This window comes from Enhydrobacter sp., assembly GCF_030246845.1.
GTDB lineage: Bacteria > Pseudomonadota > Alphaproteobacteria > Reyranellales > Reyranellaceae > Reyranella.
The window spans coordinates 1,850,434-1,862,464 of record NZ_CP126889.1 but is presented as its reverse complement, the minus strand read 5'-3'; the positions used below and the strand labels follow the sequence as shown (position 1 = coordinate 1,862,464).

Here is a 12,031-nt window from a genome sequence, read left to right as displayed (position 1 = left end):
CTTCTGGACCGCGCGCATCCTGCGCGCTCATGAGGGCGCGCTGGAAGCGCGCGGTCCAAAAGAAGGCTATTTCTTCTCCTCGAACTTCAGCGCGGCGCCGTTCATGCAGTAGCGCTGGCCTGTCGGTTGCGGGCCGTCGGGAAAGACATGGCCGAGATGGCCGCCGCACTTGGCGCAATGAGCTTCGATACGGGTCATGAAGTGACTCTTGTCGACCGAGGTGCCGATGGCGTCGGGAATCGGCGCCCAGAACGACGGCCAGCCCGAGCCGCTTTCGTATTTGGTCGAGGAATCGAACAAAGGCTGGCCGCAGCCCGCGCAACGGAAAACGCCTTTGCGCTTCTCGTTGTTCAGCGGGCTGGTAAAGGGCCGCTCGGTGCCATGCTCGCGCAGCACGTGATGCTGCAGCGGATCGAGCTCCTGGCGCCATTCGGCATCGCCTTTATCGATGGGGGCCTTGTCGTCCATGATTTCCTCCAATGTCGCGCCGCCGATGTGGCGATGATCCCGCCTCAGACAAGCCCGCGCAACTCGGCTGCCGCGACCGAGAGCATGGCGAGATCGAGCTGGCCCGCCGCGGCAAGCTCGTCCCTCAGCCGGTCGACGCGCTCGAGTGCGAGCTTTCGGCCCTCGCCCCAGCGCGCCAGCGCCGCGTCGGCATCGCCTGCCATTCGCGGCCCGGCGGCGCGCAGGACCGAAGCCAGGAGATCGGCGTGCAAGCCGGCGAGGTCGTCCAGCATCGACAGCGCCGCCTGCGAGGGCCATTGCCCTTCGCGCGGCAGCTTCTGCGCGCCGTTGCCGAGGGCCGCCAGCGACAGCCGCTCGCCCAGCCTGAAGTAAAGGCGGGCCGCCTCCTCGAGGCTGCAACCGTTGGCGCGGGCCGCCTGCATCAGGTCGCCGGCGGCGGCCAGCGTGTCGAGCGATGCGGCTCTGCGGGCCACCGGTGGCGGCGCGCCCAGCGCCTCGAAGGTCGCCGCGCGTTCGTTCAGCGCCGCGCTTTCCGCGGGACCGATCAGCGCCGGCGGCAGATCGTCCAGCGCGGCCACCGCTGCGCGCAGCAGATCGGTCGCCGCCATCGTGTCGAGCGGCTGCGGCAGGCGGCGCAGCGTCCACTGCACCGCTCGCGTGAGGAAGCGTTGCGAGGCCACCAGCATGCGGGTCTGCGCCTCGGCTTTCAGCGTCTGGTCGAGCGCTTCGATGTCGGCCCAGAGGTCGCGCAGCTTCCAGGCGTCGCGCACCACCGCGAAGGCGCGCGCGATGGCATCGCCCGTGGCTCCGGTGCGCTGCGCGACGCTGCGAACGAAGGTGGGGCCGCAGCGATTGACCAGCGAGTTCACGACCTGCAGCGTGACGATCTCGCGCCGCAAGCGATGTTCGCGGATCACGTCCCCGAGCCGCTGCTGCAAGGTCGTCGGGAAATAGCGCAGCAGCTCGCCGACCAGCAGCGGATCGTCCGGCAGGTCCGAATCGAGGATCTGGTCGGTGAGGTCGATCTTGGCGTAGGCGAGCAGCACCGAGAGCTCGGGCCGGGTGAGGTACTGGCGATTCTGCGCCCGCATGCGCATCGCTGCGCTGTCGGGCAGGAACTCGACGGCGCGGTCGAGCCGGCCCTGACGCTCCAAAGGCCGCTCGAGATCGCGCATGAAGCGCTCGAGGCGGTCGTGCTCCTCGGCGGCCTGCGCCACTGCGACGCTGATCGCCTGGCTTTGCTGATAATTGTTCCGGAGCACCAGCGCCGCGATCTCCTCGGTCATGCCGAACAGCAGGGCGTCGCGGTCGGCCGCGGCGAGCTCGCCGCGCTCGATCGCGGCGCCGGTGGCGATCTTGATGTTCACCTCGTGGTCGGACGTGTCGACGCCCGCCGAATTGTCGAGCGCGTCGGTGTTGATCCGGCGACCGGCGCGCGCCGCTTCGATCCGTCCGCGCTGGGTGAAGCCGAGATTGGCGCCCTCGCCGACGACGCGCGCCCTGAGATCGGCGGCGTTGATGCGCAGCGCGTCGTTGGCCCGGTCGCCCGCATCGGCATTGGTCTCGCCCGAGGCCTTCACGTAGGTGCCGATGCCGCCGAAATAGAGAAGATCGACAGGCGCTTTCAGGATGGCGCGCATCAGGTCGACCGGTGTCATCGTCGGCTGGTCGATGCCCAGAGCGGCCTGCGCCTCCTCCGACAGCGCGATCGATTTCGCGTTCCGGTCGTAGACGCCGCCGCCGACCGAGAGAAGTGCCTTGTCGTAGTCCATCCAGGAGGAGCGCGGCAGGTCGGACAGGCGCTTGCGCTCGGTCCAGCTCGCGACCGGATCGGGCGCGGGATCGATGAAGATATGACGATGGTCGAAGGCAGCGACCAGCTTGATCTCCTTCGACAAGAGCATGCCGTTGCCGAACACGTCGCCCGACATGTCGCCCACTCCGGCAACGGTGAACGGCGTACGCTGGATGTCGGTGCCGAGCTCGCGAAAATGGCGTTTCACCGATTCCCAGGCGCCGCGCGCGGTGATGCCCATCTTCTTGTGGTCGTAGCCCGCCGAGCCGCCCGAGGCGAAGGCATCGTCGAGCCAGAAGCCGTACTCGCGCGCCAGCGCATTGGCGATATCGGAGAAGGTGGCGGTGCCCTTGTCGGCGGCGACCACGAGATAGGGATCGTCGCCGTCGTGCCGTACGACATCCGGCGGCGGCGTGATCGCGCCGCCGGCGTAGTTGTCGGTGAGATCGAGCAGACCGCGGACGAGGGTCTGGTAGCAGCGGACACCTTCGGCCTGGATCTGCTCGCGCGTGCCGCCCGAGGGCGGCCGCTTCACATAGAAGCCGCCCTTGGAGCCGGTCGGCACGATCACGGCGTTCTTCACGACCTGGGTCTTCATCAGGCCCAGGATCTCGGTGCGGAAGTCCTCGCGCCGGTCGGACCAGCGAATGCCGCCGCGCGCCACGCGCCCGGCACGCAGGTGGATCCCCTCCATGCGCGGGCTGTAGACGAAGATCTCCACCAGCGGGCGCGGGGCGGGCAGATCGTCGATCGCCCGGCTGTCGATCTTGAAGGAAATCCACTCCTTGGGCGCGCCGGCTTCGTCCTTCTGCCAGTAGTTGGTGCGCAGGCTGCAATGCACGGCATTGAGGAAGCGCCGCAGGATGCGATCCTCGTCGAGGGTGGTGACGTAGTCGAGCGCGTTGGACAGCGCGCCTTCGATCGCCTCCAGGCGGCCCTTGCGCGCATCGGCGTCGGCCGCACCGAGCGCCGGGTCGAAGCGGGCGATGAAGAGATCGACCATGCCGCGCGCGATCGCCGGATAGGCCGCCAGGGTGCGCTCCATGTATTCGCGGCTGAAGGCGATACCGGCCTGGCGCAGATACTTGGCATAGGCGCGGAGCAGCGCCACCTCGCGCCAGGCAAGGCCGGCGCGCAGCACCAGCGTGTTCAGCCCGTCATTCTCCATCGCGCCCGCCCAGAGCTGCCGCAGCGTCTCGGCAAAGCGCGGGCCCACCAGGTCGAGATCGACCGCCGACTTGTCCGCCGTTTCGACGCTCAGCACCTGCAGCGCGACGCTCCTCTTCCCGTCGTCGCCGCGCAGCAGGAAGGGCGCTTCGCTCAGGACGCGCAGGCCGAGATTCTCGGCCAGCGGCAGGATATCGGAGAGCGCGATCGGCTCCTCGGGATGGAAAAGGCGAACGGTGAAGCGATGGGAAGGCAGGCCCGGGGCGCGCGCGAGGCGCACGCCGAATGGCGTGCCGGCAAGCGCCGCCTGCAGCGGCTCGAGATCGGCCACGGCCTGGCTGGCATCGAAGCTGTCGCGATAGACCGATGGAAAGTAGCTGCGCCAGGCCCGGGCCGCCACCCGACCCTCGGCCTCGCCGAACTTCGCCTGCAGGCTGAGCCGCAGCCGGTCGTTCCACGAGGTCGCCGCGTCGGCCAGCGCCTGCTCGAGGGCGGCGAGATCGGGTGTGGGCGCATCGGGCCGGTCGAGCTTCAGCGTGTAGAGCGCCCGCGCGAGCGCCGACTCGTCGCTGCTCGAGCCTGCGACCGATGTCACCCTGCCGTGCCAGGCCTCCTGCAGGAGGTGTCCGAAGCGGTCGCTCAGCGCCGCGTCGAAGCGCTCGCGCGGGGCGAAGACCAGGCAGGTCGCGAATCGGCCGACCGGGTCGCGCCGCGTGAACAGGGCGACGCGGCGGCGTTCCTGCAACTGCAGGATGCCGAGCGCATGGTTGTAGAGCGTGTCCTCGTCGATCTGGAACAGTTCGTCGCGCGGATAGGCGTCGAGGATGGCGAGCAGCGCCTTGCCGTCGTGGCCGTTGGGGTCGAGGCCGGCGCGCCGCAGCACGCTATCGACCCGGCCGCGCAGCAGCGGCACCTCGCGCACCATGGCGTGGTAGGCGGTCGAGGTGAAGAGGCCGACCAGGCGGCGTTCGCCGGTGACCCGCCCGTCCGCGTCGTGGGTCTTGACGATGATGCAATCCATCGGCCCGCTGCGATGGACCAGCGACGGCCGGTCGGTCTTGACGATCATGAGCGGCCTGGGGCCGCGCGCGAAGCGCGACATCGGCTCGCCCCCGCCCAGCCCGCTCTCGAACAGGCGCACCTCGTCGCGCCGCAGGATGCCGAGCGCCGAGCCGGGGACCAGCTCGTAGCGGATGCCGCCCGGATAAGCCGGATCGTCGGCGTAGCGGTAGCGGCGATGGCCGAGGAACGTGAAATGGTTCGACTCGAGCCAGCACAGGAACTCCTCCTGCTCGGCCAGCTCGTTGCCGTGGCCCGCCATCAGGTCCTCGAGCGCATCGAGGCAGGCCTGGCGCATCGGCCGCCAATCCTCGACCGCCATCCGCACCTCGCCCAGCACCCGGCTGAGCGCCGCGGCGAGATCGTCGAGCTGCAGGCGGTCGGCCTGGCGATCGATCTCGATCTGCATCATCGATTCCGGCCGGGCGCGCTGGCCTGCCTCGCCGGTCACCTCGACCAGATCGCCGTCGAGGTCGCGCCGGGTCGCCATCACCGGATGGGCCAGCAGATGGACGGTGATCTCGCGACGGTTCAGCTCGTTGGCGATCGAATCGACCAGGAACGGCATGTCGTCGTTGACGATCTGAACGATCGTATGCCGGCTCTCGAAGCCGTGGTCGGCCAATGTGGGGTTGAAGACACGTACCTTGGCCACCCCCGGCAGTCGCCGGCGGGCGAAGGCCATCAGGCAGGCGGCGGCCGCCGCGCGTTGCTCCACCGGCGCCAGGCGGAGGTCCTTGTCGGCCACCCGCTGATAGAGCCGATGGGCGAACTGAGCCGTCTCCTCGCTGCCCGAGCTCGTCACCGCGGCCGTGCAAATGGCCTCGAGCTCCGAAATCCGCGGTGCGAATGCTGTCGCCATAACCTCGTCCCGTCCTGCAGCGCCCGGCCGATGGTACGCTGCTCTGTGACAATCTGACGACGATGAGTTGGCGATGGCAGAAGTGCCTACCGCGTCGAGCCTTTGGACAGGTGCGCAGACGATGGTCGGCCAAATCGCTGCGGTTTCTGTTTGGTGGTCAAAGATTCCGCGGGGAAGCGCGTTTTGTTCTCTTCCTTTGCTGCGCTTGCGAAGGTGGTGATTCAGCCACGGTTCAAAAATCCAGGATTATTTTTTATGACGTAATAACAAAGGCTTAACTTACAATTCCTCAGATTCACAATCGACGTATAAATTTGCCCATGACAGGCGCGCCGCCCAGCGTATCATCAATGGATAGTGGGGATGCGGAAGCCGGTCCCTACATGTAGGTGTCTTCCACAAACTGTTTTATCCACAGGTGTGGACAAGAAGAAAATGGGGGCCGCAAGTGTTTGATGTCGTTCAAGTTCGAAGCGGTGCGCGTGTTGTTACCGACTCCTCCCGGGACTCCCGCCTGACGGCCTTCGGCAAAGCCACCCTGACCGACCGGTACCTGCTGCCGGGCGAGAGCTACCAGGACATGTTCGCCCGGGTCGCCTCGGCCTATGCCGACGACGATGCGCACGCCCAGCGGCTCTACGACTACATCAGCAATCTCTGGTTCATGCCGGCGACGCCGGTGCTCAGCAACGGCGGCACGCAGCGCGGCCTGCCGATCTCCTGCTTCCTGAACGAAGCCACCGACTCGCTGGAAGGCATCGTCGGTCTCTGGAACGAGAACGTGTGGCTCGCCGCGCGTGGCGGCGGCATCGGCTCCTACTGGGGCAACCTGCGCTCGATCGGCGAGAAGGTCGGCATGAACGGTAAGACCTCCGGTGTCGTGCCCTTCATCCGGGTGATGGATTCGCTCACGCTCGCGATCTCCCAGGGCTCGTTGCGGCGCGGCTCGGCGGCGGTCTATCTGCCGGTCAGCCATCCCGAGATCGAGGAGTTCATCGAGATCCGCCGGCCGACCGGCGGCGACCCCAACCGCAAGGCGCTCAACCTCCATCACGGCCTCCTGGTCTCCGACGCCTTCATGCGCGCCGTCGAGAACGACGAGGAATGGGCGCTCACCAGCCCCAAGGACGGCGCCGTCCTGCGCAAGATCTCGGCCCGGCATCTCTGGATCCGCATCCTGACGGCGCGCATCGAGACCGGCGAGCCCTACCTCGTCTTCGTCGATCACGTGAACCGGGCGCGGCCCGAGCACCACAAGCTGGCGGGTCTCGAGGTCAAGACCTCCAACCTGTGCAGCGAGATCACGCTGCCGACCGGCGTCGACCGCGACGGCAAGCAGCGCACTGCCGTGTGCTGCCTCTCCTCCCTCAATCTCGAGACCTACCTCGAGTGGCACGAGCATCCGACCTTCATCGAGGACGTGATGCGCTTCCTCGACAACGTGCTGCAGGGCTTCATCGACAATGCCGGCAGCGACTTCGCGCGCGCCACCTACGCCGCCATGCGCGAACGCTCGGTGGGGCTCGGCGTCATGGGTTTCCACTCCTTCCTGCAGCAGAACAACACCCCGATCGAGGCGGTGATGGCGAAGGTGTGGAACAAGAAGATGTTCAAGCACATCCGCAGCCAGTGCGATCTCGCCTCGAAGACGCTCGCCAGGGAGCGCGGTGCCTGCCCGGACGCCGCCGATTTCGGCATCGAGGAGCGCTTCTCCCACAAGCTCGCGATCGCACCCACGGCCTCGATCTCGATCATCTGCGGCGGCGCCTCGCCCGGCATCGAGCCCTCGGCGGCCAACGTCTACAACCACAAGACCCTGTCGGGCTCCTTCGTGGTGCGCAACCCGTATCTCGAGAAAGTGCTGGCCGCGAAGGGCAGGGACGACGAGGACACCTGGACCTCGATCATGACCAGCCAGGGCTCGGTGCAGCATCTCGACTGCCTCGATGATCACGAGAAGGCGGTGTTCAAGACGGCGTTCGAGATCGACCAGCGCTGGCTGGTCGAGCATGCCGCCGACCGCGCGCCCTTCATCTGCCAGAGCCAGTCGCTCAACCTTTTCCTGCCGGCCGACGTGCACAAGCGCGACCTGCACCAGATCCACCTGATGGCCTGGAAGCGCGGCGTCAAAAGCCTCTATTACTGCCGCTCGCTCTCCATCCAGCGCGCCGAGACCGTGTCGAACGACGCCGTCGTCGCGCCCATCGGCGATCAGGCCCTTTCAGCGCCTAACCTCGACGCCCCCCTGCCTCGGCCGACCGGCACGCCGCCGGTCGGCGAGGCCAACAACTACGAGGAATGCCTGAGCTGCCAGTAAGAGGCTCCGCCCGTGTCATCCCGAGCGAAGCGGGGGATCGTTCCGCGTCGTTCGACGAAGGATCCCCCGCTGCGCCCGGGATGACACCGGTTTGCAAGAATCGATGAGAGTGAACCGATGTCCCTGCTCGACGCCAAGCCGATCTACAAGCCGTTCCACTATCCCTGGGCGTATGATGCCTGGCTGACCCAGCAGCGCATCCACTGGCTGCCCGAGGAGGTGCCGCTGGCCGACGACGTCAAGGACTGGCGCAACAAGCTCTCCGACAGCGAGCGGCATCTGCTCACGCAGATCTTCCGCTTCTTCACCCAGGCCGACGTCGAGGTGAACAACTGTTACATGCGGGCCTACGCACGCGTCTTCAAGCCGACCGAGGTGCAGATGATGCTGGCGGCCTTCTCCGCCATGGAGACGGTCCATATCGCGGCCTACAGCCACCTGCTCGACACGATCGGCATGCCCGAAGCCGAATACTCCGCCTTCCTCCGCGTCAAGGAGATGAAGGACAAGTACGACTACATGCAAGGCTTCACAGTCGACTCCAAGCCCGGCATCGCCAAGACCCTGGCCGTGTTCGGCGGCTTCACCGAGGGCCTGCAGCTCTTCGCCTCCTTCGCGATGCTGATGAACTTCCCGCGCTTCAACAAGATGAAGGGGATGGGCCAGATCATCTCCTGGTCGGTGCGCGACGAGACCCTGCATTGCAACTCGATCATCCGGCTCTTCCGCACTTTCGTGCAGGAGAACCCGGAGGTCTGGACCGAGGCGCTGCAGCGCGAGCTCTACATCGCCTGCTCGACCATCGTCGATCACGAGGATGCCTTCATCGACCTCGCTTTCGAGCTCGACGGCATCGAGGGCATGACCGCGACCGACGTCAAGCGTTACATCCGCTTCATCGCCGACCGCCGCCTCACCCAGCTCGGCCTGCAGCCCATCTACCGCAAGGACGCCAAGAATCCGCTGCCATGGATGGACCAGATGCTGAACGCCATCGAGCACACCAACTTCTTCGAGAACCGCGCCACCGAATATTCCAAGGCCTCGACCCGCGGCACCTGGGAGGAGGCGTTCGGCTAACGGCCTCGCAGTCATGCAAAAGGGCTGTCATCCCGAGCGGCGCGAGGGATCTTCGGCACCGCGAAAGATTCCTCGCTTCGCTCGGAATGACACGGGCTTGTCGCAATCGGACAGGTCGCCAATCGCGACTGGAGCCCGTCACGCCCAGCCGCCGGCATGCGGCAGGACGTGGCCGGTGATGAAGCCCGCGCCGTCGGAGCAGAGGAAGCAGATCGCCGCGCCGAGCTCCGTGCTCTTGCCCAGCCGGCCGAGCGGGATCTGTGCCGTCATCTTGGCCATGGCTTCCTGATTGGCCAGCAGCGCCGGCGGAAAGTACTCGGGATTCTCGACGTAGTTCGAGCCGACGGCGTTGACGGTGATGCCGTCGCGGCCCAGCTCCCGAGCGAGCGAGGCGACGAGCCCGTTGGCCGCGGCGCGGGCCGAGACATAGGGCGTGTAGTTGGCGATGCCGCGCAGCGGGGCGGCCGACGAGACGAACACGATGCGGCCCGACTTGCGCTTGCGCATCGAGGGCGCCACCAGCTGCACGAGGTGGAACGGCGCCACCGCCATCGTCTCGAACGCCGCGCGATAGTCCTCGAGCCGCGCCTCGCCAAGCGGCGCACGCAGCGCCGGATAGGCGTCGTTGCTCACCAGCGCGTCGATATGACCGTGCCGCTTCAGGGCCAGCTCGACCACGGTGGCGGGATCGGTCGCCGACAGCGCATGGGCGCCGGGAAACCGGCCCTCGTACTGGCGGCGCGCGCTCGGCGCCTCGAAGGACGGATCGTGCGCCAGCACAGTGGCGCCCTGCGCCAGTGCCACCTCGGTGGTGCCGTAGCCTGCGAATTTCTCGACATGGGTGATCAGCATCACCCGGTCTTTCAGCAGCATGGCGATTCCTCTAGGTTGCGCCCCATGAGCGAACCCGATCCTAGCGCGTCCGCCGCCGACCGGGAGGCCCGGACGGACGACGGGCTGGCGTCTTTCGGCTATCGCGATGTGCCGAGGGCGGAAAAGGCCGGCCTCGTGCGCGAGGTGTTCGAGAGCGTGGCGCCGCGCTACGACCTGATGAACGACCTGATGTCCGGCGGCGTACACCGTCTGTGGAAGAACGCGCTGGTCGATGTCGTGAATCCGCGCGCGGGTGAAAGGCTGCTCGACGTGGCGGGCGGCACCGGCGACATCGCCTTCCGGCTGGCGAGGAGGGTCGAGGAGAAGGGGCGGGCACGCGCCGACGTCACGGTCTGCGACATCAATCCAGCGATGCTGCGTGTCGGCCGCGACCGTGCCATCGATCGCGGCCTCTTGCAGGGTCTGACCTGGGCGGCAGGCGACGCCGAGAACCTGCCGTTCCCCGATCGCGCCTTCGACGCCTACACGATCGCCTTCGGACTGCGCAACGTCACCGACATCGACCAGGCGCTGCGCGAGGCCTGGCGAGTGCTGAAACCTGGCGGTCGCTATTACTGTCTCGAATTCAGCAAGGTCACCTCGGCGCCTGTCGGCCGCCTCTACGATGCCTATTCCGAGCGCGCGCTGCCGTTCTTCGGCCGCATCGTGGCGCACGACGCCGAGTCCTATCGCTACCTGCACGAGAGCATCCGCCGCTTCCCGCCGCAGCGCGAGCTTGCCGCGCGTCTGCGCCGCGCCGGTTTTGCGCAGGTCGCTTGGCGCAACATGACGCTCGGCGTCGTCGCGCTTCATTCGGGCTGGCGGATCTGAATGTTCCGCGCCCTGCGCAATGGCTGGCGCCTCCTGCGGATGGCGGTCACCTTCGCCCGGCACGACGCGCTGTTCCCGCTCGAGACGCTGGCGATCGCGCCCGCGCTGGTGGCCTGGGCGCGGCTGTTCGCCTGGCGTCGTCAGACGCGCCGGCCGGGCGAACGGCTGGCGACCGCCCTGCAGGAGCTGGGCCCCTCCTTCATCAAGCTGGGCCAGGCCCTGTCGACGCGCGCCGACCTCCTGAGCGAGGAGGTGGCGGCCGATCTCGCCCGCCTGCAGGACCATCTGCCGCCCTTCTCGGGGGCGGAGGCGCGACGCATCATCGAGAACGAGCTCGGCCGGCCGGTGGACAAGCTGTTCGAACGCTTCGACGACGTGCCGGTCGCCGCGGCCTCGATCGCGCAGGTCCATTTCGCCGTCACGTCCGACGGCCGGGATGTCGCCGTGAAGGTGCTGCGGCCCGGCATCGAGGAAGCTTTCGCGCGCGATCTCGACCTTTTCTACTGGATGGCCGAACTGGTCGAGCGCACCCAGCCGCGCTTCCGCCGGCTGAAGCCGATCGAGTCGGTCAAGGCCTTCGCCGATGTGGTGCGGGTCGAGATGGATCTCCGCATGGAGGCCGCAGCAGCGCAGGAACTGGGCGACAATTTCCGCGACGATCCCACCTATCGCACGCCCGACATCGACTGGGACCGCACGGCACAGCGCGTCATGACGCTGGAGCGCGTCGACGGCACGCCGATCGGCGATCGCGACGCCATCGTCGCCGCCGGGCACGATCCCAACGAGATCATGCGCAAGTGCGCCGAGGCCTTCTTCTACCAGGTGTTCCGCGACGGCTTCTTCCATGCCGACATGCATGGCGGCAATGCCTTCGTCGATCGGTCCGGCTGCATCGTGCCGGTCGACTTCGGCATCATGGGCCGCGTCGACGAGGACACGCGCGGCTACCTCGCCGAGCTTCTCGTCGCCTTCCTGAGGCGCGACTATCGCGCGGTGGCCGAGGTGCAGTTCCGCGCCGGCTACGTGCCGCATCACCAGTCGCTCGAGATGTTCGCCCAGGCCTGCCGCTCGATCGGCGAGCCGATCTTCGGCAAGCCGAGCCACGAGATCTCGATCGCGCGTCTGCTCGCCCATCTGCTGCGCGTCACCGAGCAGTTCGAGATGGCGGTGCAGCCGCAGCTTCTCCTGCTGCAGAAGACCATGCTGATGGCCGAGGGCATGGGCACGCGGCTGAACCCGATGGTCAATATCTGGGAGCTGGCGCGGCCCCTGATCGAGGACTGGATGGTCACGCACTTCGGGCCGCGAGCCACGACGCGCCGCGCCGCTCGCGATATTGCCCACGGACTGCGCCGGCTGCCGCGGCTGATCGACAACCTGCATCTGGTCGCCGAGCGCGAGCGGCGCAGGGCCGAACAGTCCGAGATGGTGCCGGCATTGGCGGGACGCGGCTGGCGGACGGTGCTCGTCGAGGTGATCGCGGTAGCGGCGCTGGTCCTTGCGGTCGTTGCGATCGTCGAGGGGTGGAGTTGACGGATGGCTCGATTTTCGCAGCCGCCCGCACCGTGCTAGTCTC

Annotated in this window: 7 protein-coding genes; 4 read left to right on the top strand and 3 right to left on the bottom strand. The window is 67.4% G+C overall.

Translation table 11 applies throughout. From position 1 onward, the window contains the following. Positions 1 to 66 precede the first annotated feature (66 nt). Positions 67 to 468, bottom strand: coding sequence for a peptide-methionine (R)-S-oxide reductase MsrB (gene msrB / locus OJF58_RS09360; protein WP_300783751.1), 402 nt, complete (start codon positions 466 to 468; stop codon positions 67 to 69). A 44-nt stretch (positions 469 to 512) separates the two neighbouring features. Further along, positions 513 to 5,351 carry an NAD-glutamate dehydrogenase gene (locus OJF58_RS09355; protein WP_300783750.1) on the bottom strand — a complete coding sequence of 1,613 codons (4,839 nt, stop codon included), beginning with the start codon at positions 5,349 to 5,351 and terminating at the stop codon, positions 513 to 515. A gap of 448 nt (positions 5,352 to 5,799) precedes the next feature. Here OJF58_RS09355 and OJF58_RS09350 point away from each other — a divergent pair, with 448 nt between their 5' ends. Then, the gene (locus OJF58_RS09350; RefSeq protein ID WP_300783748.1) at positions 5,800 to 7,668 is read left to right on the top strand and encodes a ribonucleoside-diphosphate reductase subunit alpha; all 1,869 of its coding nucleotides are present in this window, start codon (positions 5,800 to 5,802) and stop codon (positions 7,666 to 7,668) included. A 117-nt stretch (positions 7,669 to 7,785) separates the two neighbouring features. Beyond that, entirely contained in the window at positions 7,786 to 8,748 is a 963-nt protein-coding gene (locus OJF58_RS09345; protein ID WP_300783746.1) for a ribonucleotide-diphosphate reductase subunit beta, read from the top strand. A gap of 138 nt (positions 8,749 to 8,886) precedes the next feature. Here the strand turns inward: OJF58_RS09345 and OJF58_RS09340 are convergent, their stop codons facing one another. Next, a complete protein-coding gene (locus OJF58_RS09340) occupies positions 8,887 to 9,621 on the bottom strand; it encodes an SDR family oxidoreductase (protein ID WP_300783744.1) in 735 nt (244 codons plus the stop codon). A 24-nt stretch (positions 9,622 to 9,645) separates the two neighbouring features. Here OJF58_RS09340 and ubiE point away from each other — a divergent pair, with 24 nt between their 5' ends. Beyond that, positions 9,646 to 10,452: a bifunctional demethylmenaquinone methyltransferase/2-methoxy-6-polyprenyl-1,4-benzoquinol methylase UbiE gene (ubiE, locus tag OJF58_RS09335; RefSeq protein ID WP_300783742.1), complete on the top strand. Its 807-nt coding sequence runs from the start codon at positions 9,646 to 9,648 to the stop codon at positions 10,450 to 10,452. Beyond that, entirely contained in the window at positions 10,453 to 11,988 is a 1,536-nt protein-coding gene (ubiB, locus tag OJF58_RS09330; RefSeq protein ID WP_300783741.1) for a 2-polyprenylphenol 6-hydroxylase, read from the top strand. Positions 11,989 to 12,031: the final 43 nt, after the last annotated feature.